The sequence below is a fragment of the Pseudomonas sp. BF-R-01 genome (assembly GCF_019946615.1).
Lineage (GTDB): Bacteria > Pseudomonadota > Gammaproteobacteria > Pseudomonadales > Pseudomonadaceae > Aquipseudomonas > Aquipseudomonas migulae.
The window spans coordinates 20360-42973 of the sequence record NZ_JAGYFX010000035.1 but is presented as its reverse complement, the minus strand read 5'-3'; the positions used below and the strand labels follow the sequence as shown (position 1 = coordinate 42973).

Genomic DNA, 22614 nt, shown 5'->3' with positions numbered 1-22614 from the left:
TCCGTTCATCGTTCGAACGCCCTCGGGCGCCTCACACTTTATCCACAGTCTGCGCCTTGGCGGCCGGCAAGGTGAAACCGGACACCGAACGTCGCAGCTGGCTGGCCATTTTCGCCAGGTTGCCGATGCTCTCGGCCGTAGCGGTGGAACCGGACGAGGTCTGCGTGGTGATCTGCTGGATCACGTTCATCGTCAGGGAAATCTGCCCGGCCGAAGACGTCTGCTGTTGTGCCGCGTTGGAAATACTCTGGATCAACGCCGCGAGGGTTTTCGACACGCCTTCGATTTCTTCCAGAGCCACACCGGCATCCTGCGCCAGACGCGCGCCACGCACCACTTCGGTGGTGGTCTGCTCCATGGAAATCACCGCTTCGTTGGTGTCGGCCTGGATCGCCCGCACCAGGGTTTCGATCTGCCGCGTCGCGGCGGACGAGCGCTCGGCCAACCGTTGCACCTCGTCGGCCACCACCGCAAAACCGCGCCCGGCATCACCGGCCATGGAAGCCTGGATCGCAGCGTTGAGTGCAAGAATGTTGGTTTGGTCGGCAATGTCATCGATCAGGCTGACAATGTCGCCGATCTCTTGCGAAGACTCACCCAAGCGCTTGATGCGCTTGGCGGTGTCCTGAATCTGCTCGCGAATGTTGTCCATGCCGTGGATGGTGTTGTGCACCACCTCGTTGCCCTTGTTGGCGATTTCCACCGAGCGCTCGGCCACCGCCGAGGATTCGGCAGCGTTGGCCGACACCTGATCGATGGACTGCGCCATGTCGTTGATCGCGGTGGAGGCTTCGCTGATTTGTTGCGCCTGATGCTCCGAGGCCTGCGCCAGGTGCATGGCGGTGGCCTGGGTTTCCTGCACAGCGGCGGCGACCTGGCCGGCGGTGAGGTTGATCGTCGCCACCAGATCGCGCAGCTGGTCCACGGAATAGTTGATCGAATCGGCGATGGTCCCGGTGAAGTCTTCGGTCACCGAAGCGGTCACGGTCAGGTCGCCGTCGGCCAGGTCTTCGATCTCGTCGAGCAGGCGCATGATCGCGTTCTGGTTGCGCTCGTTCTTCTCGGCGGTTTCGCGCAACTGACGATTGGTTTCGCGCACCATCACCATCCCGATAAGGATGATCGACATCAGCGCCGCCAGACCCAGCACGTAGCCGCCAATGGTGTCTGTATTGCGCCCGCTGGCGAGGTTTTCGAACCCGGAGGCCAGGTGCGAGGCTTCGTCGAGCAGGGTTTGCGACAGGCTGAATATGTTGGTCGCCGATTCGCGGACCTTGAACAGTTCCGGCGAGGTTTCGAGGATTTCATCCACCGAACCCGAGACAAATTCGAACAGCTCGGAAATCTCGATCAAGCGGGCACGGGCATCGTGGTCTTCGACCTGGCTGACTTTCAGTGCCGGATTGCCCTGGAGCATACCCGTGAGCACCAGGCCGAAACGCGCGGCGTCGCGGCCGAACGCGTCGGCGGCCTGTTGCGAATTTTCGTCGCCGGACAGCACGGTGTTTACCGCGCCGAGGATACGTTCGGCCAACAACGACTGACGCTGGGCCATCGCCACCTGAGCGGCGGGCGCGCCGCGTTGCAGGAGAATTTCGACGACTTTTTCGTACTCGACCTGCAACTGCGGCACGGTTTCAGCGAGGGTGGCGGCGACTTGATGCAGCGACAAAACCGTCTGTTCGCTGGAGAGGATCGCGTCGGTGTTTTTCAGCACGCGCTCCCAATCCAGCTGCACGGCGCGCATTTCCGGGCGCACGGCGGACGGTGCCGGCGGCAGCCCGGTGGAAGGGTCGCCTTTCTTCAGATAACCCCAGCGCTGGGCAAAATCGTTGCGCGCATCGCTGAGCAACTTGAACGCCGCGGCCTTGCCGGCGGCGGCTTCCGTGGCGTTTTTGGCGATGCGCTGGGACAGCACGCGCAGCTCACCGGCGTGGCCGATGTACTGTTTATCGTACGAGGCCTGGGTGTTGAGGTAAGCGAAGTTGGCGAACAGCAGCATGATGAAGACAATCAGCGCGATGAACAGCGCGATGATCTGCGAGCGGCTGCGCGATCCTTCTGGCTTGCCTGTTTTAGCTTTTATCATCGGTCCTCGCCTGTACTACCCAATTCACCCAAGCCCCTGTAGGAGCGAGGCTTGCCCGCGAAGCAGGCGAAGCGGTCTTGCAGGAATACCGCGTTATCGTTCTTCGCGGGCAAGCCTCGCTCCTACAGGATCGGCGTTGCCGCGTTTACAGCGCTACGTGCATGAAGCTTTGCGACCGCACCAGCGCAAACGGGCTGAACACCTGCCAATTCTGCTCACGCTGAAACCGGCCCTTGATGAACGGTGCAATCGGGCCACTCAAGTTATCCACCGGCTCCAGGCTGTCCTGGGCAAAGTGCTGAAGGCCGAAAACCTCATCGACCATCAACCCGGCAAACACCTCGTTATGCTCCACCACCAGCACTCGCCGCTGCTTGCGCACCGCCGATAATTCGTGCCCGAAGAACGCACTCAAATCCATCATCGGCAACAAGCGCCCACGCAGGTTGGCTACGCCCTTGACCCAAGGCTTGACCCCCGGCAACTGGGTGAAGCGCGGTTCATGCAGGACTTCGCTGACTTCACCCATCGGCGCGACGTACCACGCCTCGCCCAAACGAAAACCGATGCCGCTCCAACTGTCCTGTCGGGTTGGCTGCGACGGCAGATCCGCCGCCAGCAGACGACAGCGCTGGTCGATCTGCAGCAGCAGTTCGAAGGCGGTCAACGACTCGGTCATGGTCGGGTGATCAACCGGCCAGCACGTTGTTCAGGGTTTTGATCAGGGTGTCTTCGTCGACCGGTTTGGTCAGGTAATCCTTGGCGCCCTGGCGCGTGCCCCAGACCTTGTCGGTTTCCTGATCCTTGGTGGTGATGATGATCACCGGGATGTGCCCGGTTTCCGGGTCTTTGGTCAACTGACGGGTCGCCTGGAAACCGTTGAGGCCGGGCATGACGATGTCCATCAGCACGGCGTCGGGTTTTTCCTGACGGGCCAGGGCCACGCCGTCGGCGCCGTTTTCGGCTTTCAACACTTCATGACCGTGCTTTTCCAGCATGCCGGTCAATTTGTACATTTCGGTCGGCGAATCATCGACGATCAGAATACGTGCCATGGTTTTCCCCATTCTTGTCGACGCCGGGCCCGCTGGCCGAGCGTCACTGTGCGTGTCCTACTGCGGCAAAACGGCGGCGAAGCCCGGTACATGGGCCTGGATCGCGTTAAGCAGTTCTTCCTTGCTGAAAGGCTTGGTCAAAAACTGGTCGGAGCCGACGATGCGCCCCTTGGCCTTGTCGAACAACCCGTCCTTGGACGACAGCATGATCACTGGCGTGGACTTGAACGCACTGTTGTTCTTGATTAAAGCGCAGGTCTGATAGCCATCCAGACGCGGCATCATGATGTCGACAAAGATGATGCCGGGATGATGATCGGCAATCTTCGCCAGCGCATCGAAACCATCGATGGCCGTAATGACTTCACAACCCACATTCTTCAACAGCGTTTCGGCGGTGCGACGAATCGTCTTCGAATCGTCGATCACCATGACCTTCAAGGCGCTGGAATGCTGGCCCATAAATGCTCTACCGTCGCCTTTGCGAATCAAATTGTCCGTTTTCCGGTTACCGGCGGCTTGAAACCCTTGATACTCAAGGGCCAGCACGACATGGCAGCCTTTTTAGCACAGTCTCCAAATGCAATCTATCGGGCGTCCTTTGAAGTGGTTTTTCCTTGACCGGGAACACACTCAGCGCCACTCTGACGCCACTTTTATACGGTCCTTTGGATTGATCTTTTGTGGGAGCGAGCCTGCTCGCGATGGTCGTCAACGATGACGCGTGCCAGCAGGATAAGCGCGGTGTCCTGAAGTCCATCGCGAGCAGGCTCGCTCCTACAGGGGACTTACATAGGCCTCCCCCACTTCAGAGGAAAAACCCATGAGCGTTCGCGTCGGGATTGTCATGGATCCCATTGCCAGCATCTCCTATAAAAAGGATAGCTCGCTGGCCATGCTGCTGGCCGCACAGAAGCGCGGCTGGGAACTGTTCTATATGGAACAGCGCGACTTGTATCAAGGCGAAGGTGAAGCCCGGGCGCGGATGCGGCCGCTGAAAGTTTTTGCCAACCCGGAAAAATGGTTCGAGCTGGAAGACGAGACCGACGCACTGCTGAGCGATCTGGACGTGATCCTGATGCGCAAGGATCCGCCGTTCGACATGGAGTTCGTCTACTCCACTTACCTGCTCGAGCAAGCCGAGCGCGCGGGCGTGCTGGTGGTCAACAAGCCGCAGAGCCTGCGTGACTGCAATGAAAAACTGTTCGCCACATTGTTCCCGCAGTGCACGCCGCCGACCGTGGTCAGCCGCCGCGCCGACGTGCTGCGTGAGTTCGCGGCCAAACATGGCGATGTGATCCTCAAGCCGCTGGACGGCATGGGCGGCACCTCGATTTTCCGTCACCGCGCAGGTGACCCGAACCTGTCGGTGATCCTGGAAACCCTGACCGCGCTGGGCACCCAGCAGATCATGGGCCAGGCGTACCTGCCGGCGATCAAGGACGGCGACAAACGCATCCTGATGATCGACGGCGAGCCGGTGGATTATTGCCTGGCGCGGATTCCGGCGGCCGGCGAAACCCGCGGCAACCTCGCCGCCGGTGGTCGTGGCGAAGCCCGTCCGCTGAGCGACAAGGATCGCTGGATCGCCGCCCAGGTCGGCCCGACCCTGCGCGAGAAAGGCCTGCTGTTCGTGGGTCTCGACGTGATCGGCGAGCACCTGACGGAAATCAACGTCACCAGCCCGACCTGCATTCGCGAGATTGATAACGCGTTCGGCACCGACATCGGCGGCCTGTTGATGGATGCCATCGATCAGAAGCTCAAGGCCCGTTGATATAGAACACCCAAGATGAAACCAACATTGCGCTATCATGCGCGGCCTCTGAAAAACGCGATGTTGGTTTTCTTGTCATGACACTTCCGTCCGATCTGCCCGCTGAACTCGCCCATCGTGGCGTGCGCCCGGCTGATCGCCTCGGATTTACCCTGTTTCTCGCGGCGTTGATTCACCTGGCCTTGCTGTTGGGCGTCGGCTTTACGATGGTCGAACCCAAACAAATCAGCAAAACCCTGGAAATCACCCTCGCCACCTTCAAGAGCGAAAAGAAACCGGCGAAGGCCGACTTCCTCGCGCAGGAAAATCAGGAAGGCAGCGGCACCCTGGATAAAAAGGCGATTCCCAAGACCACCGAGGTCGCGCCGTTCCAGGACAACAAGGTGCAAAAAGTCACGCCACCACCAGCCGCCAAGCCTGAAGTCCAGGAAGCAGCGCCCAAGGCTGCCGTGACCACCGTCGCACCGAAGCCGAAGAAAGCTGCGGCCAAGACCGAAGAGCCCAAACCTCCCACCAAACCCGCCATCGCCGCGCCGACGTTCGACAGTGAACAGCTGTCCAGCGACATCGCCAGCCTCGAAGCGGAACTGGCCAACGAACAACAGCTGTACGCCAAGCGCCCGCGCATCCACCGCCTGAGCGCGGCCTCGACCATGCGCGACAAAGGCGCCTGGTATAAGGATGAGTGGCGCAAAAAGGTCGAGCGCATCGGTAACCTCAATTATCCGGATGAAGCGCGGCGTAAACAGATTTACGGCAATTTGCGCTTGATGGTCTCGATCAACCGCGACGGCTCGCTTTTTGAAGTATTGGTACTGGAGTCATCCGGGCAACCGCTGCTGGATCAGGCAGCGCAGCGAATTGTGCGGCTGGCGGCGCCGTTTTCGCCGTTTACCGGGGATTTGTCGGACATCGACCGACTGGAAATCATCCGTACCTGGAAATTTGCTCGCGGGGATCGCCTCTCCAGCAACTGACCGAAGGATTGCGGTTGTTTTGACCGACGCCTTCGCGGGCAAGCCTCGCTCCTACAGGTTTGCGGAACATGCAAAACCTGTAGGAGCGAGGCTTGCCCGCGAAGAGGCCCTCAAGCAAACAGACATCAAAAAGACACCCACGCAGGCATTTCCTGTGCATCCCCAGCTTGTCAGTTCGCCCCTCCAACGCCACACTAGCGCTCATGAAGAACGTCAGCCCAAGCTACCTCAAGCATCACTTCCTGATCGCCATGCCTCACATGGCCGACCCGAACTTTGCCCACACCTTGACCTACATCGTCGAGCACACGGCCAATGGTGCCATGGGGCTGGTGGTCAACCGTCCGCAAGACCTGAATCTGGCCGATATCCTCGAGCAATTGCGCCCCAATATCGAGCCACCGCTGCTCTGCCAGCATGTGCCGATCTTCATCGGCGGCCCGGTGCAGACCGATCGCGGTTTTGTCCTGCACCCGTCGGGCAAGCAGTTTCAGGCGACCGTTGATCTGGAAGGCGACCTCTCGTTGTCCACCTCCCAGGACGTATTGTTCGCCATCGCCGATGGCGTCGGCCCGGCAAAAAGCCTGATCGCCCTCGGTTACGCAGGCTGGGAAGCCGGACAACTTGAGGCCGAACTGGCGCAGAACGCCTGGCTGACCTGCCCGTTCGATGCCGACATCCTGTTCAACACCAGCAGCGAATTGCGCCTCGAAGCAGCGGCCAAGCACCTGGGCGTCAACCTCAGCCTGCTCACCAGCCAGGCGGGACACGCCTGATGGCCCTGCGGCTGATTCTGGGTTTCGACTACGGCACCAAACAGATCGGCGTGGCGGTCGGCCAGGTGATTACCGGCCAGGCCCGCGAGCTGTGCACCTTGAAGGCACAAAACGGGGTGCCCGACTGGAATCAGGTCGAAGCGCTGATCAAAGAGTGGAAGCCCGATGCCGTGGTGGTCGGCCTGCCGTTGAATATGGACGGCACGCCCAGCGACATGTGCCTGCGCGCCGAGAAGTTCGCCCGCCGCCTCAACGGTCGCTACAACCTGCCCTTCTATACCCACGATGAACGTCTGACCACGTTTGAAGCCAAGGGCGAACGACGTGATCGCGGCGGGCAAAAGGGCAGTTACCGCGACAACCCGGTCGATGCCATCGCCGCCGCCCTGCTGCTGCAAGGCTGGCTCGATGAAAACAGCGCACTGTTCGAATCCTGAAGAGCCGTAACAAGCGACTCTCTATAGCGACAACCCGAGCCACCGCCAGCAGCACCCGGCCCGGGCCCAAGAAGGAGCAACCATGAGCCTGCCCAATCCCGCCGAACTGATCAGCCAGATGGCGATCCGTCTCAAGGCACATCTGGAACACCGTGGCATCAGCGAACCGCGCTACATCGGTATTCGTACCGGCGGCGTCTGGGTTGCCCAGGCGTTGCTCGAAGAACTGGGCAGCGACGCGCCGCTCGGCACCCTGGACGTGTCTTTCTACCGTGACGATTTCAGCCAGAACGGCCTGCACCCGCAGGTGCGCCCTTCGGCGCTGCCGTTCGAGATCGAAGGCCAGGACCTGGTGCTGATCGACGACGTACTCATGAGCGGCCGCACCATCCGCGCCGCGATGAATGAACTCTTCGACTACGGCCGCCCGGCCAGCGTGACGCTGGTGTGCCTGTTGGACCTGGACGCCGGCGAGCTGCCGATCCGCCCGAACGTGGTCGGCGCGACGTTATCGCTGGCCGCCCACGAGCGCGTGAAGCTGTCCGGTCCGGAACTCAAGCTCGAACTGCAAGACCTCGCCCTTTAATTCGCCCTATTGAGAGTCCCCCTCGCGATGACGCCTCTAGAAACCAAGCGCCCGCTGCAGCTCAATGATCAGGGCCAGCTGCGCCACTTCCTCTCGCTCGACGGCTTGCGCCGCGAGCTGCTGACGGAAATCCTCGACACCGCCGACTCGTTCCTCGAAGTCGGCGCCCGGGCAGTGAAGAAAGTCCCGCTGCTGCGCGGCAAGACCGTGTGCAACGTGTTCTTCGAGAACTCCACCCGCACCCGCACCACCTTCGAACTGGCGGCCCAGCGCTTGTCGGCGGACGTGATCACCCTCAACGTCTCGACATCGTCGGCGAGCAAGGGCGAAACCCTGCTCGACACCCTGCGCAACCTGGAAGCCATGGCCGCCGACATGTTCGTCGTGCGCCACGGTGATTCCGGCGCCGCGCACTTCATCGCCGAACACGTGTGCCCGCAAGTGGCGATCATCAACGGCGGCGACGGCCGTCACGCGCACCCGACCCAAGGCATGCTCGACATGCTGACGATCCGTCGGCACAAAGGCAGCTTCGAAAACCTGTCCGTGGCCATCGTCGGCGACATCCTGCACTCGCGGGTGGCGCGCTCGAACATGCTGGCGCTGAAAACCCTCGGCTGCCCGGACATCCGCGTGATCGCGCCGAAAACCCTGCTGCCGATCGGCATCGAGCAATACGGCGTGAAGGTCTACACCGATATGACCGAAGGCCTGAAAGACGTCGACGTGGTGATCATGTTGCGCCTGCAACGCGAACGCATGACTGGCGGCCTGCTGCCGAGCGAAGGCGAGTTCTATCGCCTGTTCGGCCTGACCACCGCGCGCCTGGCCGGGGCCAAACCGGATTGCATCGTCATGCACCCAGGGCCGATCAACCGGGGCGTCGAGATTGAGTCGGCGGTGGCCGATGGTCCGCATTCGGTGATTCTCAACCAGGTAACCTACGGCATCGCGATTCGTATGGCCGTGCTGTCCATGGCCATGAGCGGGCAGACTGCCCAGCGCCAATTCGAGCAGGAGAACGTTCAGTGAAGCTCAGCATTCTCGGCGCCCGCGTGATCGATCCAGTCAGCGGGCTGGATCAAGTGACTGATATCCACATCGAAGCCTGCAAGATCGTCGCCCTTGGCGCCGCACCCGCCGGTTTTGTTGCCGTCGATACCATCGACGCCCAAGGCCTGGTGGCCGCACCGGGGCTGGTTGACCTGAACGTCGCCCTGCGCGAGCCGGGCTACAGCCGTAAAGGCTCGATCGTCAGCGAAACCCGCGCCGCCGCTGCCGGTGGCGTGACCAGCCTGTGCTGCCCGCCGAAGACCAAACCGGTGCTGGACACCTCGGCCGTGGCCGAACTGATCCTCGACCGCGCCCGCGAGGCCGGCAACACCAAGGTGTTCCCGATTGGCGCCCTGAGCAAAGGCCTGGACGGCGAGCAACTGGCCGAGCTCGTGGCGTTGCGCGATGCCGGTTGCGTGGCCTTCGGCAACGGTCTGGAAAGCTTCCGCAACACCCGCACCCTGTGCCGGGCGCTGGAGTACGCGGCGACTTTTGACCTGACGGTGATTTTCAACTCGCAGGACCATGATCTGGCCGAAGGTGGCTTGGCGCATGAAGGTCCGACCGCCAGCTTCCTCGGCTTGCCGGGTATTCCGGAAACCGCAGAAACCGTGGCGCTGGCCCGTGATCTGTTGCTGGTCGAGCAAAGTGGCGTGCGCGCGCACTTCAGCCAGCTGACCAGCGCTCGCGGCGTGGCCCTGATTGCTCAGGCCCAGGCGCGTGGATTGCCGGTGACGGCGGATGTCGCCCTGTACCAGTTGATCCTGACCGATGAAGCGCTGATCGACTTCAGCAGCCTCTATCACGTCCAGCCGCCGCTGCGCACCCGCGCAGACCGTGATGGCTTGCGTGAGGCGGTGAAATCCGGGGTGGTTTCGGCGATTTCCAGTCATCACCAGCCCCATGAACGGGACGCCAAACTGGCGCCGTTTGGTGCGACGGAGCCTGGGATCAGCAGCGTTGAACTGTTGCTGCCGCTGGCGATGACGCTGGTGGAAGACGGTTTGCTCGATCTGCCGACGCTGCTGGCACGCCTGAGTGCCGGGCCTGCGCAAGCCTTGCGCTTGCCGGCGGGGAAACTGGCGGTGGGTGGTGCGGCGGATATTGTGCTGTTCGATCCGGCGGCTTCGACCGTGGCCGGTGAAACCTGGCTGTCCAAGGGTGAGAACTGCCCGTTCATTGGGCATAGCTTGCCGGGCGTGGTGCGTTACACGCTGGTGGATGGGCGGATTAGCCACCAGGCTTAAGACCGCGTTGTCCCAATCGCTAGCAGGGCTAGCTCCCACGGGGGATTTGTGTCGTTCACAGATCCTGTGTGGGAGCTAGCCTGCTAGCGATGACTTACTGGAAAGTGCCGCGATTCTGCGCGTTACGCACGGAAACCTGGTCATTCAGCGTCCAGAAGTCATACAAAACCCCCAGAAAGAACAACCCGCCCGTCACCAGGTACAGCAACCCGCTGATCCACTTCCCCTGATACATCCGGTGCACGCCGAACACGCCCAGAAACGTCAGCAGAATCCACGCAACGTTGTATTCGATAGGCCCGGCGGTGAAACGCAGGTCCGCTTCACGATCCATGGCCGGGATCAGGAACACGTCGATCAGCCAGCCGATACCCAGTAAACCCAGGGTGAAAAACCAGATCGTCCCGGTCACCGGTTTGCCGTAATAAAAGCGGTGAGCACCGGTAAAACCGAAAATCCACAGCAGGTAACCGATCACTTTGCTGTGGGTATCTTGATGTGGAACGGGGTGTCGATAGGTGTTCATGAATGGCCTCGAATCACACGATAGATAAATATTCTTGAATTCTTTGTGACTTTTTTACAGGTGGCCGACGTATGGCAAATGCTACCGTGTCTCCCGTCAAACCCTTATAGCACCTGACTTCTGTCCGACAATTGCGTCTATTTGCCGCGTATTGGGCTCCGTTGACCGCCAGGTTGAATCGACCAACGGCCTCGGAATGACAAAAAAAGCTGTTATAAAGTTTCGCGCTAACCAACACGAGCCTTGCCTAATGCGTCCATTTTTCAAGACATGGCTAACCATTTGCCTTTTGATGCCACTGGCCGCCCACGCCACCAATCGTGAGCAACGTCTTCCTAACGTTAATGGTTACACCCCAAAATCCCATGTTTCTGCTCCTTCGAGCAAAAACAAACAAACTGCCAAGCAACCGACCTCGCTGAGCAAAGCCAACAGCAAGCTTGTCCCGCCGATGGCGACCAAGGAAAGCAGCAATGTGCTGAGCCGTGCCGTCAACGTCCTCGGTACACCTTACCGTTGGGGCGGCAGTAGCCCAAGTAAAGGGTTCGATTGCAGCGGCTTGGTGAAATACGCGTTCAACGACGCCACATTTGACCTGCCGCGCACCTCAAACGCCATGGCCAGCGGTCATGGCGAGAAAGTCGAACGCGGCGACCTGAAGCCGGGCGACCTGATTTTCTTCAACATCAAGAGCCGCCGGGTCAATCACGTTGCCATCTACCTGGGCAACGACCGCTTCATCCACGCACCACGCCGTGGCAAGTCGGTGACCATCGACACCTTGAAGAAACCGTACTGGGAAAGCCACTACGTGGTTGCCAAGCGGGTTCTGCCTAAAGAGAAGAACACGCTGCAGGTTGTTCAACGCTGAATTGAAAATCCCGGGCCCAACCCGGGATTTTGCTTTGAACCTGCCGTCCCCATCGCGAGCAGGCTCGCTCCCACATTGGAATGCATTCACCTGTGGGAGCGAGCCTGCTCGCGATGGCGTTTCCGGACTGGTCAAAAATTATCCGGCGACCGCGCCTTATCCCGCGCATGCTCGCGGCTGATCAAGCCCTTGGTCACCAACTCCTTCAAGCACATATCCAGCGTCTGCATCCCCAGATTCCCGCCGGTCTGAATCGACGAGTACATCTGCGCCACCTTGTCCTCGCGGATCAGGTTACGGATCGCCGACGTTCCCAGCATGATTTCGTGCGCCGCGATCCGCCCGCCGCCGATCTTCTTCACCAGCGTCTGCGACACCACCGCCAGCAGCGACTCGGACAGCATCGAACGCACCATCGACTTCTCTTCCCCCGGAAACACATCCACGATCCGGTCGATAGTTTTCGCCGCCGACGAGGTGTGCAACGTGCCGAACACCAGATGGCCAGTCTCGGCAGCCGTCAGCGCCAGGCGAATAGTCTCCAGATCACGCATCTCGCCCACCAGAATCACGTCCGGGTCTTCCCGCAACGCCGAGCGCAAGGCTGTGGCGAAGCTACGGGTATCGCGATGGACTTCGCGCTGATTGATCAGGCATTTGCGTGATTCGTGGACGAATTCGATCGGGTCTTCAATGGTCAGGATGTGGTGATGACGATGGTTGTTCAGGTAGTCGATCATCGCCGCCAGGGTGGTGGACTTGCCGGAACCGGTCGGGCCGGTGACCAGCACCAGGCCACGGGGGGAGTCGGTAATCTTGCGAAACACTTCCCCCATCCCGAGGTCTTCCATGCTCAGGACCTTCGACGGAATCGTTCGGAACACCGCGCCGGCGCCACGGCTCTGGTTGAACGCATTGACCCGGAAACGCGCAACGCCGGGCACCTCAAAGGAAAAGTCGGTTTCCAGGTGTTTCTCGAAATCCACACGCTGGGTGTCGTTCATGATGTCGTAGACCAGCTCCTGAACTTCCTTGTGATCCAGGGCTGGCAGATTGATGCGCCGCACATCGCCGTCGACGCGAATCATCGGTGGCAGGCCTGCCGACAGGTGCAAGTCGGACGCTCCTTGTTTGGCGCTGAACGCCAGCAGCTCAGTGATATCCATAGCACTCCTCAATTCCAGTAGAATGCCGCCAACCTCAGACCCGCTGGCGCCTCTTGAATGTCCACGATAGCAGACAACATAGCCCTGGTTAGTTCACGCATCCGGGCTGCCGCCCTCGCCGCCCACCGTGACGAACACAGCGTCCAGCTACTGGCCGTGAGCAAGACCAAGCCCGCCGAGGCCCTGCGCGAAGCACATGCCGCCGGCCTGCGCGACTTTGGCGAGAACTACCTGCAGGAAGCCCTGGGCAAACAGCTCGAATTGGCCGACCTGCCCTTGATCTGGCACTTCATCGGCCCCATTCAATCGAACAAGACTCGCGCTATCGCCGAGCACTTCGCTTGGGTGCATTCCGTGGATCGCTTGAAAATCGCACAACGCCTGTCCGAACAACGCCCTGCCGATCTGCCGCCACTGAACATCTGCATCCAGGTCAATGTCAGCGGTGAGGCCAGCAAATCCGGTTGCACCCCGGCCGACCTGCCGGCCCTGGCCAACGCCATCAGCGAACTGCCGCGCATCAAGCTGCGCGGGCTGATGGCGATTCCCGAACCGACGGAAGATCGCGCCGCCCAGGATGCCGCTTTTGCTGCCGTGCAAAGCCTGCAAGCCAGCCTGAACCTGCCGCTCGACACACTTTCCATGGGCATGAGCCACGACCTTGAGTCGGCCATCGCCCAAGGCGCCACTTGGGTCCGCATCGGTACGGCCCTGTTTGGCGCCCGCGACTACGGTCAGCCTTGAACCCATGGCCGACTCTTCTATTTATAAGGACCTGACATGAGCAAAACTCGTATTGCCTTTATCGGTGCCGGCAACATGGCCGCCAGCCTGATCGGCGGCCTGCGCGCCAAAGGTCTGGACGCCGCGCAGATCCGCGCCAGCGACCCGGGCGCAGAAACCCGCACCAAAGTGAACGCCGAACACGGCATCGAAGTATTCGCTGACAACGCCGAGGCCATTCAAGGCGCCGACGTGGTCGTTCTGGCGGTCAAACCGCAAGCGATGAAAGCCGTGTGCGAAGCGATTCGCCCGAGCTTGAAACCGGATCAACTGGTGGTATCCATCGCCGCCGGCATCACCTGCGCCAGCATGACCAACTGGCTCGGCGCGCAACCGATCGTGCGCTGTATGCCCAATACCCCGGCGCTGCTGCGTCAGGGCGTGAGCGGTTTGTTCGCCACCGCCGAAGTCACCGCAGAACAGCGCCAACAAGCGCAAGAACTGCTGTCGGCCGTGGGCATCGCCTTGTGGCTGAATGAAGAGCAGCAACTGGACGCCGTCACCGCCGTCTCCGGCTCGGGCCCGGCGTATTTCTTCCTGTTGATCGAAGCCATGACCGCCGCCGGTGTGAAGCTCGGCCTGCCGGCGGACATCGCTGCCCAACTGACCCTGCAAACTGCCTTGGGCGCCGCACACATGGCGGTTGCCAGCGATGTCGACGCGGCTGAACTGCGTCGCCGTGTGACATCGCCGGCGGGCACCACAGAAGCTGCAATCAAATCGTTCCAGGCTGGCGGCTTCGAAGCGCTGGTAGAAAAAGCACTCGGCGCCGCTGCGCACCGCTCGGCCGAGATGGCTGAGCAGCTCGGTCGCTAATCAGCCCTTACAAAGGAATAAATGATGCTAGGACTCAACGACGCTGCCATTTTCATCATCAAGACCCTGGGCAGCCTGTATCTGCTGATTGTGCTGTTGCGCTTCATCCTGCAACTGGTCCGGGCGAACTTCTACAACCCGCTCTGCCAGTTCATCGTCAAGGCTACCCAGCCGCTGCTCAAGCCTCTGCGCCGCGTCATCCCGAGCATGTTCGGGCTGGACATGTCGTCACTGGTGCTGGCGCTGATCGTGCAGATGCTGCTGATCGCGGTCATCGTGTCGCTCAAAGGCTTCATGGTCGACTGGGTGCTGCTGGTGCCGTGGGCGCTGATTGCGCTGTTCTCGCTGTTTTTGAATATTATTTTCTGGGCGATGATCATCAGCGTGATTCTGTCCTGGGTCGCGCCGGGTAGCCACAATCCGGGCGCCGAACTGGTCGCGCAGATTACTGAACCGGTACTGGCCCCGTTCCGCCGGATCATTCCGAACCTGGGCGGCCTCGATATCTCGCCGATCTTCGCGTTTATCGTGATCCAATTGCTGCAAAGCTGGCTGATTCCGCGACTGGCGTACTTTGCCCTCATGCCGCAGGGGCTGCTTGGTCTGATCTGATCAGGAAGACCGCATCATCGTTCTTCGCGGGCAAGCCTCGCTCCTACAGATTTAGAGTCGATCGCGATATTGGCGAACGACACATTACCTGTAGGAGCGAGGCTTGCCCGCGAATGTAGCGCCTCGGTTCAACTGAATGAAATCAGGCCCGGCCTTTGCTTGCCGCTAACCCCACCGGTCTTTAGACTTACGCCTCATTTCAACGAGAGCAGGGTCGATGCCAACTGCCTTTCCCGCCGATTCTGTTGGTCTGGTGACGCCGCAAGTGGCGCACTTCAGTGAACCCCTGGCCCTGGCCTGCGGCCGTTCGCTCCCAGCGTATGACCTGATTTACGAAACCTACGGCACGCTGAACGCCACGGCGAGCAACGCCGTGCTGATCTGTCACGCCTTGTCCGGTCACCATCACGCCGCCGGCTTCCACAGCCCCGACGACCGCAAACCCGGTTGGTGGGACAGCTGCATCGGCCCCGGCAAGCCAATCGACACCAACAAGTTCTTCGTGGTCAGCCTGAACAACCTCGGCGGTTGCAACGGCTCCACGGGCCCGAGCAGCGTCAACCCGGAAACCGGAAAGCCGTTCGGCGCCGATTTCCCGGTGCTGACCGTGGAAGACTGGGTGCACAGCCAGGCGCGCCTGGCCGACCGGATCGGCATCAGCCAATGGGCCGCCGTGATTGGTGGCAGCCTCGGCGGCATGCAGGCGATGCAATGGAGCATCACCTACCCCGATCGCATTCGTCACTGCCTGGCCATTGCCTCGGCACCGAAGCTGTCGGCACAGAACATCGCCTTCAACGAAGTCGCACGCCAGGCAATCCTCACCGACCCCGAATTCCACGGTGGTTCGTTCCAGGAAGCGGGCGTGATCCCCAAGCGCGGCTTGATGCTGGCGCGGATGGTCGGGCACATCACTTATCTGTCCGATGACTCGATGGGCGAAAAATTCGGCCGCGGCCTGAAGAGCGAAAAGCTCAACTACGACTTCCACAGCGTCGAGTTCCAGGTTGAAAGCTACCTGCGTTATCAGGGCGAAGAGTTCTCCGGGCGTTTCGATGCCAACACCTACCTGCTGATGACCAAGGCGCTGGACTACTTCGACCCGGCGGCAAACTTCGACGATGACCTGGCGAAAACCTTCGCCGGCGCTTCGGCCAAGTTCTGCGTGATGTCCTTCACCACCGACTGGCGCTTCTCCCCGGCCCGCTCGCGGGAACTGGTGGACGCGCTGATGGCGGCCAAGAAAGACGTCTGCTACCTCGAGATCGACGCTCCGCAAGGCCACGACGCCTTCCTGATTCCGATCCCGCGCTATCTGCAGGCATTCGGCAATTACATGAACCGCATTACGTTGTGAGAAAGCCATGAGAGCTGATCTGGAAATCATCCAGGAATGGATCCCCGCCGGCAGCCGCGTGCTCGACCTCGGTTGCGGTGACGGCGAGCTGCTGACGTGGCTGCGCGACAACAAGCAAGTCACCGGCTACGGCCTGGAAAACGACCCGGACAACATCGCCGAGTGCGTGGCCAAGGGCATCAACGTGATCGAGCAGGACCTGGACAAGGGCCTGGGCAACTTTGCCAGCAACAGTTTCGACGTCGTGGTCATGACCCAGGCGCTGCAAGCCGTGCACTACCCGGACAAGATCCTCGACGAAATGCTGCGGGTCGGTCGCCAATGCATCATCACCTTCCCCAACTTCGGCCACTGGCGCTGCCGCTGGTACCTGGCGAGCAAGGGCCGGATGCCGGTGTCCGAGTTTCTGCCGTACACCTGGTACAACACGCCGAACATCCACTTTTGCACTTTCGAAGACTTTGAAGCACTTTGCCGCGAACGTGAAGCCAAGGTCATTGATCGGCTTGCCGTGGATCAACAGCATCGGCACGGGTGGGCCAGTAAGCTATGGCCTAATCTGTTAGGTGAGATCGGTATTTACCGCGTCAGCAGTCCAGGACTGCAGGATCACAAGGTCGCGGTCTGAACCACCCTATTTCAAGGAGAACGATCATGGGTCGTCTAGCGTTATTTCTACTCACTGCCTGCCTGAGCGTTACCGCCATGGCCGCCGACGTCATCAAGGGCGAACGCAAGGAAACCTTCGGTGACGTGACGGTGCATTACAACACCTTCAACTCCACTTTCCTGACACCGGACATTGCCAAGTCCGCCGAACTGATCCGCAGCAAGAACCAGGGCGTGATCAACGTCTCGGTGATCAAGGATGGCAAACCGCTGGTCTCTAACGTCAGCGGCACGGTCAAAGACCTTACCAGCCAAAGTGTGCCGTTGAACTTCAAGCAGATCACCGAACAAGGCGCGATCTACTACATTGCGCAATACCCTGTGGAGCAGCAGGAAGTCCGCACCTTCGATATCAAAGTGCAGACCGGCGACAAAACCAACACCATCAGTTTCCAACAAGAGCTTTTCCCCGGCCAATGATGAATTTCACGCAACTCGTACTGGCCAGCCACAACGCCGGCAAACTCAAGGAACTCCAGGCCATGCTCGGCGACTCGGTGCATCTGCGCTCGATCGGCGAGTTCAGCAGCGTCGAGCCTGAAGAAACCGGTCTGTCGTTCGTCGAGAACGCCATTCTCAAGGCCCGCAATGCCGCGCGTATTTCCGGCCTGCCGGCGCTGGCCGACGATTCCGGGCTGGCGGTGGATTTCCTCGGTGGCGCGCCGGGTATCTACTCGGCTCGTTACGCTGACGGCAAAGGCGATGCGGCGAACAACGCCAAACTGCTCGATGCCTTGAAAGACGTGCCGCAAGCCGAGCGTGGCGCGCAGTTCGTTTGCGTGCTGGCGCTGGTGCGCCACGCTGATGATCCGCTGCCGATCCTCTGCGAAGGGCTGTGGCATGGGCGCATCCTGACCCAAGCCAGTGGCGAGCACGGTTTCGGTTACGATCCGCTGTTCTGGGTGCCCGAGCGCGATTGCTCCAGCGCCGAGCTGAGCCCGAGCGACAAGAACCTCATCAGCCACCGCGCCCGTGCAATGGATCTGCTGCGCCAGCGTCTGGGCTTGAAATGACCCGTGAATCATCCGCGTCACCGCTGATCTACGGCGGCGGCGCACAATCGCCTCGGGCCGCGCTCCCCGTGCTGCCGCCCCTGGCGCTGTACATCCACATCCCGTGGTGTGTGCGCAAATGCCCTTATTGCGACTTCAACTCCCACACCGCAAGCCCCGTGCTGCCGGAAGAAGAGTACGTCGACGCCTTGCTGGCGGACCTTGATCAGGATTTGCACGCGGTCTACGGCCGCGAGTTGAGCTCGATCTTCTTTGGTGGTGGCACGCCGAGCCTGTTCAGCGCCGAAGCCTTGGGCCGTTTGCTCAAAGGCGTCGAGCAACGGATTCCGTTTGCCAGCGACATTGAAATCACCCTGGAGGCCAATCCAGGCACGTTCGAGCAAGAGAAGTTCGTCGCCTACCGCGCGCTGGGCATCAATCGGCTATCGATCGGCATCCAGAGCTTTCAGGAAGAGAAACTCAAGGCTCTGGGGCGGATTCACAACGGCGATGAAGCGGTGCGTGCCGCCGGCATGGCGCGCCAGGCCGGGTTCGATAACTTCAACCTGGACTTGATGCACGGTTTGCCCGATCAGTCGCTGGACGACGCCCTGAGCGATCTGCGCCAGGCCATCGCCCTGAAGCCGACCCACTTGTCCTGGTATCAGCTGACGCTGGAGCCGAACACGGTGTTCTGGAACCAGCCGCCTGTGCTGCCGGAAGACGACACGCTGTGGGACATTCAAGAGGCCGGCCAGGCGCTGCTCGCCGAGCACGGTTACGCACAATACGAAGTCTCGGCGTATGCCCTGCCCGGTCGTCCGGCGCGGCATAACCTCAATTACTGGAGCTTCGGCGACTTCATCGGCATCGGCGCCGGCGCCCACGGCAAGCTCAGTCATCCGGACGGGCGCATCGTACGCACCTGGAAGACGCGCCTGCCGAAGGATTACCTGAACCCGGCGAAAAGCTTCAAGGCTGGCGAGAAAGCGCTGACCAACGATGAACTGCCGTTCGATTTCCTGATGAACGCTTTGCGCCTGACTGATGGCGTGGAATCACGGCTGTATCCGGAGCGCACCGGGCTGAGCCTGGAAAGCCTCGCCGAAGGCCGCCGCGAAGCCGAACAAAGCGGCCTGTTGCAGGTCGAACCGTCACGCCTGGCGGCCACCGAGCGCGGGCAATTGTTCCTCAATGACTTGCTGCAAACATTTCTGAGCTGATTTCAGCCGTAAGGGAAAACGAATGGATTTGATACTCGACCTGCTCGCCACCGTCTCCCGCTGGAGCCGCAGCAACCTGTCGGAAATCTCTCTGGCGCTGGTGGGCTGTTTGCTGGTGCTGTTCGGCGCGGACATCAAAGCCTGGATCGATCAACGCCTGGGTAGCATCGCCGGCGCTTTGCGCGTCCCGTTGCTCGCGCTGGTGTGCATGATCGGCAGCGGTGCCGCACTGATCTACGCCACACCGTGGATCGTTCGTGGTTTGAGCCAGTTCAACAACTACAGCCTGGCGCCGGTGTTGTTGGTGGTGTTGGTGCTCATCGGCGTAGTCGCCGACCGCCGCTGATTTCCGGACACAAAAAAACCTGTAGGAGCCGGCGTGCTGGCGATGGTGTGTCAGTCAACATTGATGTGTCTGACACTCCATCGCCAGCAAGCCGGCTCCTACAGGTTTATTGCGTAGGGCTCAGGACAGCTTTTCGAACTTCAGGTCCCACACGCCATGCCCAAGACGTTCGCCACGGCGTTCGAACTTGGTGATCGGGCGCTCGGCCGGGCGTGGCACGCACTTGCCGTCTTCGGCCAGGTTGCGGTAACCCGGCGCAACGTTCATCACTTCCAGCATGTATTCAGCGTACGGTTCCCAGTCGGTGGCCATGTGCAGAATACCGCCGACCTTCAACTTGCTGCGCACCAGTTCAGCGAACGACGCCTGAACGATACGACGCTTGTGGTGGCGGCTCTTGTGCCATGGGTCCGGGAAAAACAGCATCAGGCGATCGAGGCTGTTGTCGGCCACGCAACGGTTGAGCACTTCGATCGCGTCGCAATCGTAGACCCGCAGGTTGGTCAGGCCCTGAGTCAGCACGCCATTGAGCAGCGCACCCACACCCGGACGGTGCACTTCCACGCCAATGAAATCCTGTTCCGGCGAAGCGGCGGCCATTTCCAGCAGCGAATGGCCCATGCCGAAACCGATTTCCAGCGAACGCGGTGCCGAACGACCGAATACCTGGTCGAAGTCCACCGGCGCGTCGGCCAATGGCAGCACGAACAGCGGCGTGCCCTGTTCCAGACCTTTTTGCTGGCCTTCGGTCATGCGCCCGGCGCGCATCACGAAACTCTTGATGCGGCGGTGTTGGCGCTCGTCGCCTTCTTCCGTCTGGATTGGCGTGTCGTTTGATTCAGTCATCAATGGCTCTTACTTGATCAGACCATCCAGCGGCGAAGAGGCGCTGGCATAGAGTTTTTTCGGCATGCGGCCGGCGAGGTAGGCCAGGCGGCCTGCAACGATGGCGTGTTTCATGGCTTCAGCCATCATGATCGGCTGCTGGGCATGGGCGATGGCCGAGTTCATCAGCACCGCCTCGCAACCCAGCTCCATGGCGATGGTGGCGTCGGAAGCGGTACCGACACCGGCATCCACCAGCACGGGAATCTTGGCCTCTTCGAGGATGATCTGCAGGTTGTACGGGTTGCAGATCCCCAGGCCCGTGCCGATCAGACCGGCCAGCGGCATGACCGCAATGCAGCCGATTTCCGCCAGTTGACGGGCGATGATCGGGTCATCGCTGGTGTAGACCATCACGTCGAAGCCTTCCTTGACCAGCACTTCGGCGGCCTTGAGGGTTTCGATCACGTTGGGGAACAGGGTTTTCTGGTCCGCCAGCACTTCCAGCTTCACCAGATTGTGACCACCGAGCAGCTCACGGGCCAGGCGGCAAGTGCGCACAGCCTCGGTAGCGTCGAAGCAACCGGCGGTGTTAGGCAGGAAGGTGTAGCGATCCGGCGACAGGACTTCGAGCAGGTTCGGTTCGCCCGGGGTCTGGCCGAGGTTGGTGCGGCGCACGGCGAAGGTGACGATCTCGGCACCCGAGGCCTCGATGGCCAGTCGGGTTTCTTCCATGTCACGGTACTTGCCGGTGCCTACCAGCAAACGCGACTGGTAAGTACGACCGGCCAGGACGAAGGGCTTGTCGCTACGAACGATGCTCATGGGAAATCCTCTGTAGGGGTGAGGTTCTTGCAGAATTCTGTGCCCTTGCGGGCCGGGCGACTAGCCGCCGCCGATGGCGTGTACCACTTCGACTGAATCGCCGTCGTTCAATGTGGTGTCCGCATGCTGGCTGCGCGGGACGATATCCAGATTGAGTTCGACCGCTACCCGGCGTCCGGTCAGTTCCAGACGGGTCAGCAGGGCCGCAACGGTTTCACCGTCGGGCAGTTCAAGGGATTCGCCGTTCAACTGAATGCGCATGCCGGATGCCGCCATCATTTTTAGGGGCTGGCATTCTAGCCCGATCAGTCTTGGCGACCCAAGCCATTCGTCATGAAATGGACCACCCGGTCAGCTCAACCGCCAGGCGGCAAGGCCCAGACAGAGCCAACCGATCAGGAATGCCAGGCCGCCGAAGGGCGTGATGATTCCGAGCTTGCTGATACCGGTCAGGGTCAACAGGTACAAACTGCCGGAAAACAGCAGGATGCCAATGGCGAAAGAGGCGCCGGCCCACGTGATCAAACGACCCTGAATCTGCGTGGCAAGCAGTGCGACACCCAGCAATGCCAAGGTGTGCACCAATTGGTAGGTGACGCCAGTGTGGAAAATCGTCAGGTATTCAGGCGTCAGGCGGCTTTTCAAGCCGTGGGCGGCGAATGCGCCAAGGGCAACGCCGGTGAAGCCGAAGAAAGCGGCCAGCATCAGAAAGCCACGCAGCATGAAGAACTCCAGTCAGACTCGATCAACAGGGTCTGTATAATGGCCCGCTCAATGGGTTCGGCCAAGCCATCTCTATGCTGCGTTTATTTTTACGACGATTTACAAAGGCCGTGCTCTGGTTCGCGGGCGGCAGCGTATTGCTGGTGCTGATTTTCCGCGTGGTGCCGCCACCGGGCACGACGCTGATGGTCGAGCGCAAGATCGAATCCTGGTTCGACGGCGAGCCCATCGACCTGCAACGCACCTGGAAACCCTGGGATGAAATCTCCGACGACCTTAAAGTCGCGGTGATTGCCGGTGAGGATCAGAAATTCCCGGAGCACTGGGGTTTTGACCTCGGCGCGATCCGCGCAGCCCTGGCGCACAACGAGCTGGGGGGTTCGGTTCGCGGCGCCAGCACCTTGAGCCAGCAAGTGTCGAAAAACCTGTTTTTATGGTCCGGCCGTAGCTGGCTGCGCAAAGGTCTGGAAGCCTGGTTTACCGGGCTGATCGAAGTGTTCTGGCCCAAGCAGCGGATTCTTGAGGTGTACCTGAACAGCGTCGAGTGGGATGACGGGGTGTTTGGCGCGGAAGCGGCGGCTCGCCATCACTTTGGTGTAAGCGCCAAGTCGCTGTCCCGGCAGCAGGCCAGTTATCTGGCGGCTGTATTGCCTAACCCACGGGTGTGGAGCGCGAGTCACCCGACGAATTACGTCGCACGTCGCGCCGGGTGGATTCGGCAGCAGATGAGCCAGCTGGGTGGCGACAGCTATCTGCTGGGGCTCAACGATTCGCGCCGGGCGCCTTGGGCCCAGTGATTGACGCTATCCCTGTAGGAGCGAGGCTTGCCCGCGAAGGCGGTGTGTCAGTCGATGATGATAGTGACTGGTACGGCCCCTTCGCG

The 22614-nt window shown here is 60.7% G+C and carries 29 protein-coding genes; 19 read left to right on the top strand and 10 right to left on the bottom strand.

The window, feature by feature from the left end:
* Positions 1-31: 31 nt before the first annotated feature.
* The 4 genes from KGB27_RS15225 to pilG form a co-directional block, all read right to left on the bottom strand.
* Positions 32-2089: a methyl-accepting chemotaxis protein gene (locus KGB27_RS15225; RefSeq protein ID WP_008026203.1), complete on the bottom strand. Its 2058-nt coding sequence runs from the start codon at positions 2087-2089 to the stop codon at positions 32-34.
* Positions 2090-2234: 145 nt separating this feature from the next.
* A complete protein-coding gene (locus KGB27_RS15220) occupies positions 2235-2768 on the bottom strand; it encodes a chemotaxis protein CheW (RefSeq protein ID WP_008026202.1) in 534 nt (177 codons plus the stop codon).
* Between the two features lie 10 nt (positions 2769-2778).
* On the bottom strand, positions 2779-3144 hold the full coding sequence (pilH, locus tag KGB27_RS15215; protein ID WP_007897961.1) for a twitching motility response regulator PilH: 366 nt from the start codon (positions 3142-3144) through the stop codon (positions 2779-2781).
* Between the two features lie 57 nt (positions 3145-3201).
* Positions 3202-3606, bottom strand: coding sequence for a twitching motility response regulator PilG (gene pilG / locus KGB27_RS15210; RefSeq protein WP_008026200.1), 405 nt, complete (start codon positions 3604-3606; stop codon positions 3202-3204).
* On the opposite strand from pilG, the gene KGB27_RS15205 reads away from it, so the two are divergent.
* From KGB27_RS15205 to KGB27_RS15170, 8 genes are all read left to right on the top strand, one after another.
* Positions 3595-3765, top strand: a complete 171-nt coding sequence (locus KGB27_RS15205) for a hypothetical protein (RefSeq protein WP_157214348.1) — start codon at positions 3595-3597, stop codon at positions 3763-3765. The genes pilG and KGB27_RS15205 overlap by 12 nt on opposite strands.
* 202 nt (positions 3766-3967) lie before the next feature.
* Positions 3968-4921: a glutathione synthase gene (gshB, locus tag KGB27_RS15200; protein ID WP_008026199.1), complete on the top strand. Its 954-nt coding sequence runs from the start codon at positions 3968-3970 to the stop codon at positions 4919-4921.
* A gap of 77 nt (positions 4922-4998) precedes the next feature.
* On the top strand, positions 4999-5898 hold the full coding sequence (locus tag KGB27_RS15195; protein WP_223480263.1) for an energy transducer TonB: 900 nt from the start codon (positions 4999-5001) through the stop codon (positions 5896-5898).
* A 203-nt stretch (positions 5899-6101) separates the two neighbouring features.
* Positions 6102-6674 (top strand): YqgE/AlgH family protein, encoded by a 573-nt coding sequence (locus KGB27_RS15190; RefSeq protein ID WP_032832312.1) that lies wholly within the window; start codon positions 6102-6104, stop codon positions 6672-6674.
* Positions 6674-7111, top strand: a complete 438-nt coding sequence (gene ruvX, locus KGB27_RS15185; RefSeq protein ID WP_007945492.1) for a Holliday junction resolvase RuvX — start codon at positions 6674-6676, stop codon at positions 7109-7111. The genes KGB27_RS15190 and ruvX overlap by 1 nt, the downstream gene beginning before the upstream one ends.
* A gap of 82 nt (positions 7112-7193) precedes the next feature.
* Positions 7194-7697, top strand: coding sequence for a bifunctional pyr operon transcriptional regulator/uracil phosphoribosyltransferase PyrR (gene pyrR, locus KGB27_RS15180; RefSeq protein ID WP_008026190.1), 504 nt, complete (start codon positions 7194-7196; stop codon positions 7695-7697).
* 27 nt (positions 7698-7724) lie between these two features.
* Entirely contained in the window at positions 7725-8729 is a 1005-nt protein-coding gene (locus KGB27_RS15175; protein ID WP_008026189.1) for an aspartate carbamoyltransferase catalytic subunit, read from the top strand.
* Positions 8726-9997: a dihydroorotase gene (locus KGB27_RS15170; protein WP_008026186.1), complete on the top strand. Its 1272-nt coding sequence runs from the start codon at positions 8726-8728 to the stop codon at positions 9995-9997. The genes KGB27_RS15175 and KGB27_RS15170 overlap by 4 nt, the downstream gene beginning before the upstream one ends.
* A 94-nt stretch (positions 9998-10091) precedes the next feature.
* Here the strand turns inward: KGB27_RS15170 and KGB27_RS15165 are convergent, their stop codons facing one another.
* Positions 10092-10523: an NINE protein gene (locus KGB27_RS15165; protein ID WP_008026184.1), complete on the bottom strand. Its 432-nt coding sequence runs from the start codon at positions 10521-10523 to the stop codon at positions 10092-10094.
* Positions 10524-10773: 250 nt separating this feature from the next.
* Between KGB27_RS15165 and KGB27_RS15160 the strand changes: the two genes are divergently transcribed.
* The gene (locus tag KGB27_RS15160; RefSeq protein WP_008036675.1) at positions 10774-11394 is read left to right on the top strand and encodes a C40 family peptidase; all 621 of its coding nucleotides are present in this window, start codon (positions 10774-10776) and stop codon (positions 11392-11394) included.
* Between the two features lie 131 nt (positions 11395-11525).
* Here the strand turns inward: KGB27_RS15160 and KGB27_RS15155 are convergent, their stop codons facing one another.
* Positions 11526-12560, bottom strand: a complete 1035-nt coding sequence (locus KGB27_RS15155) for a type IV pilus twitching motility protein PilT (protein ID WP_223555145.1) — start codon at positions 12558-12560, stop codon at positions 11526-11528.
* Between the two features lie 57 nt (positions 12561-12617).
* Between KGB27_RS15155 and KGB27_RS15150 the strand changes: the two genes are divergently transcribed.
* The 9 genes from KGB27_RS15150 (at position 12618) to KGB27_RS15110 (ending at position 19358) form a co-directional block, all read left to right on the top strand.
* Positions 12618-13304: a YggS family pyridoxal phosphate-dependent enzyme gene (locus KGB27_RS15150; RefSeq protein ID WP_008026178.1), complete on the top strand. Its 687-nt coding sequence runs from the start codon at positions 12618-12620 to the stop codon at positions 13302-13304.
* Positions 13305-13340: 36 nt separating this feature from the next.
* A complete protein-coding gene (proC, locus tag KGB27_RS15145) occupies positions 13341-14159 on the top strand; it encodes a pyrroline-5-carboxylate reductase (RefSeq protein WP_223555143.1) in 819 nt (272 codons plus the stop codon).
* A gap of 24 nt (positions 14160-14183) precedes the next feature.
* The gene (locus tag KGB27_RS15140; RefSeq protein ID WP_192227547.1) at positions 14184-14771 is read left to right on the top strand and encodes a YggT family protein; all 588 of its coding nucleotides are present in this window, start codon (positions 14184-14186) and stop codon (positions 14769-14771) included.
* A 217-nt stretch (positions 14772-14988) separates the two neighbouring features.
* Positions 14989-16128, top strand: coding sequence for a homoserine O-succinyltransferase MetX (gene metX / locus KGB27_RS15135; protein ID WP_008036684.1), 1140 nt, complete (start codon positions 14989-14991; stop codon positions 16126-16128).
* Positions 16129-16135: 7 nt separating this feature from the next.
* Positions 16136-16756 carry a methionine biosynthesis protein MetW gene (metW, locus tag KGB27_RS15130; RefSeq protein ID WP_008026169.1) on the top strand — a complete coding sequence of 207 codons (621 nt, stop codon included), beginning with the start codon at positions 16136-16138 and terminating at the stop codon, positions 16754-16756.
* Between the two features lie 26 nt (positions 16757-16782).
* Entirely contained in the window at positions 16783-17217 is a 435-nt protein-coding gene (locus KGB27_RS15125) for a DUF4426 domain-containing protein (RefSeq protein WP_223555140.1), read from the top strand.
* A complete protein-coding gene (rdgB, locus tag KGB27_RS15120; protein WP_008036695.1) occupies positions 17214-17810 on the top strand; it encodes an RdgB/HAM1 family non-canonical purine NTP pyrophosphatase in 597 nt (198 codons plus the stop codon). The genes KGB27_RS15125 and rdgB overlap by 4 nt, the downstream gene beginning before the upstream one ends.
* Entirely contained in the window at positions 17807-19012 is a 1206-nt protein-coding gene (gene hemW, locus KGB27_RS15115; RefSeq protein WP_223555138.1) for a radical SAM family heme chaperone HemW, read from the top strand. The genes rdgB and hemW overlap by 4 nt, the downstream gene beginning before the upstream one ends.
* Positions 19013-19034: 22 nt before the next feature.
* Entirely contained in the window at positions 19035-19358 is a 324-nt protein-coding gene (locus KGB27_RS15110) for a DUF3392 domain-containing protein (RefSeq protein WP_008026163.1), read from the top strand.
* Positions 19359-19478: 120 nt separating this feature from the next.
* Here KGB27_RS15110 and trmB read toward each other — a convergent pair whose 3' ends face one another.
* From trmB to KGB27_RS15090, 4 genes are all read right to left on the bottom strand, one after another.
* Positions 19479-20204 carry a tRNA (guanosine(46)-N7)-methyltransferase TrmB gene (trmB, locus tag KGB27_RS15105; RefSeq protein ID WP_223555136.1) on the bottom strand — a complete coding sequence of 242 codons (726 nt, stop codon included), beginning with the start codon at positions 20202-20204 and terminating at the stop codon, positions 19479-19481.
* Between the two features lie 9 nt (positions 20205-20213).
* Positions 20214-21008: a thiazole synthase gene (locus KGB27_RS15100; protein WP_008036703.1), complete on the bottom strand. Its 795-nt coding sequence runs from the start codon at positions 21006-21008 to the stop codon at positions 20214-20216.
* A gap of 60 nt (positions 21009-21068) precedes the next feature.
* Entirely contained in the window at positions 21069-21269 is a 201-nt protein-coding gene (thiS, locus tag KGB27_RS15095) for a sulfur carrier protein ThiS (protein ID WP_008026157.1), read from the bottom strand.
* A 90-nt stretch (positions 21270-21359) separates the two neighbouring features.
* Entirely contained in the window at positions 21360-21731 is a 372-nt protein-coding gene (locus KGB27_RS15090) for a DUF423 domain-containing protein (protein ID WP_223434048.1), read from the bottom strand.
* A gap of 74 nt (positions 21732-21805) precedes the next feature.
* Here KGB27_RS15090 and mtgA point away from each other — a divergent pair, with 74 nt between their 5' ends.
* A complete protein-coding gene (gene mtgA / locus KGB27_RS15085) occupies positions 21806-22528 on the top strand; it encodes a monofunctional biosynthetic peptidoglycan transglycosylase (RefSeq protein WP_008026152.1) in 723 nt (240 codons plus the stop codon).
* Positions 22529-22614 lie beyond the last annotated feature (86 nt).

Excerpts from the sequence above, each read along its gene's own strand:
- KGB27_RS15220 (WP_008026202.1), bottom strand. The coding sequence starts at position 2,768 with ATGACCGAGTCGTTGACCGCCTTCGAACTGCTGCTGCAGATCGACCAG.
- KGB27_RS15155 (WP_223555145.1), bottom strand. The coding sequence starts at position 12,560 with ATGGATATCACTGAGCTGCTGGCGTTCAGCGCCAAACAAGGAGCGTCC.
- thiS (WP_008026157.1), bottom strand. The coding sequence starts at position 21,269 with ATGCGCATTCAGTTGAACGGCGAATCCCTTGAACTGCCCGACGGTGAA.
- KGB27_RS15160 (WP_008036675.1), top strand. The coding sequence starts at position 10,774 with ATGCGTCCATTTTTCAAGACATGGCTAACCATTTGCCTTTTGATGCCA.
- KGB27_RS15140 (WP_192227547.1), top strand. The coding sequence starts at position 14,184 with ATGCTAGGACTCAACGACGCTGCCATTTTCATCATCAAGACCCTGGGC.
- mtgA (WP_008026152.1), top strand. The coding sequence starts at position 21,806 with ATGCTGCGTTTATTTTTACGACGATTTACAAAGGCCGTGCTCTGGTTC.
- ruvX (WP_007945492.1), top strand. The coding sequence starts at position 6,674 with ATGGCCCTGCGGCTGATTCTGGGTTTCGACTACGGCACCAAACAGATC.
- KGB27_RS15150 (WP_008026178.1), top strand. The coding sequence starts at position 12,618 with ATGTCCACGATAGCAGACAACATAGCCCTGGTTAGTTCACGCATCCGG.
- KGB27_RS15175 (WP_008026189.1), top strand. The coding sequence starts at position 7,725 with ATGACGCCTCTAGAAACCAAGCGCCCGCTGCAGCTCAATGATCAGGGC.
- proC (WP_223555143.1), top strand. The coding sequence starts at position 13,341 with ATGAGCAAAACTCGTATTGCCTTTATCGGTGCCGGCAACATGGCCGCC.
- gshB (WP_008026199.1), top strand. The coding sequence starts at position 3,968 with ATGAGCGTTCGCGTCGGGATTGTCATGGATCCCATTGCCAGCATCTCC.
- KGB27_RS15090 (WP_223434048.1), bottom strand. The coding sequence starts at position 21,731 with ATGCTGCGTGGCTTTCTGATGCTGGCCGCTTTCTTCGGCTTCACCGGC.
- KGB27_RS15100 (WP_008036703.1), bottom strand. The coding sequence starts at position 21,008 with ATGAGCATCGTTCGTAGCGACAAGCCCTTCGTCCTGGCCGGTCGTACT.
- pilH (WP_007897961.1), bottom strand. The coding sequence starts at position 3,144 with ATGGCACGTATTCTGATCGTCGATGATTCGCCGACCGAAATGTACAAA.
- KGB27_RS15190 (WP_032832312.1), top strand. The coding sequence starts at position 6,102 with ATGAAGAACGTCAGCCCAAGCTACCTCAAGCATCACTTCCTGATCGCC.
- pyrR (WP_008026190.1), top strand. The coding sequence starts at position 7,194 with ATGAGCCTGCCCAATCCCGCCGAACTGATCAGCCAGATGGCGATCCGT.
- KGB27_RS15110 (WP_008026163.1), top strand. The coding sequence starts at position 19,035 with ATGGATTTGATACTCGACCTGCTCGCCACCGTCTCCCGCTGGAGCCGC.
- hemW (WP_223555138.1), top strand. The coding sequence starts at position 17,807 with ATGACCCGTGAATCATCCGCGTCACCGCTGATCTACGGCGGCGGCGCA.
- metW (WP_008026169.1), top strand. The coding sequence starts at position 16,136 with ATGAGAGCTGATCTGGAAATCATCCAGGAATGGATCCCCGCCGGCAGC.
- KGB27_RS15125 (WP_223555140.1), top strand. The coding sequence starts at position 16,783 with ATGGGTCGTCTAGCGTTATTTCTACTCACTGCCTGCCTGAGCGTTACC.
- metX (WP_008036684.1), top strand. The coding sequence starts at position 14,989 with ATGCCAACTGCCTTTCCCGCCGATTCTGTTGGTCTGGTGACGCCGCAA.
- rdgB (WP_008036695.1), top strand. The coding sequence starts at position 17,214 with ATGATGAATTTCACGCAACTCGTACTGGCCAGCCACAACGCCGGCAAA.
- KGB27_RS15195 (WP_223480263.1), top strand. The coding sequence starts at position 4,999 with ATGACACTTCCGTCCGATCTGCCCGCTGAACTCGCCCATCGTGGCGTG.
- KGB27_RS15205 (WP_157214348.1), top strand. The coding sequence starts at position 3,595 with ATGCTGGCCCATAAATGCTCTACCGTCGCCTTTGCGAATCAAATTGTC.
- pilG (WP_008026200.1), bottom strand. The coding sequence starts at position 3,606 with ATGGGCCAGCATTCCAGCGCCTTGAAGGTCATGGTGATCGACGATTCG.
- KGB27_RS15165 (WP_008026184.1), bottom strand. The coding sequence starts at position 10,523 with ATGAACACCTATCGACACCCCGTTCCACATCAAGATACCCACAGCAAA.
- KGB27_RS15225 (WP_008026203.1), bottom strand. The coding sequence starts at position 2,089 with ATGATAAAAGCTAAAACAGGCAAGCCAGAAGGATCGCGCAGCCGCTCG.
- trmB (WP_223555136.1), bottom strand. The coding sequence starts at position 20,204 with ATGACTGAATCAAACGACACGCCAATCCAGACGGAAGAAGGCGACGAG.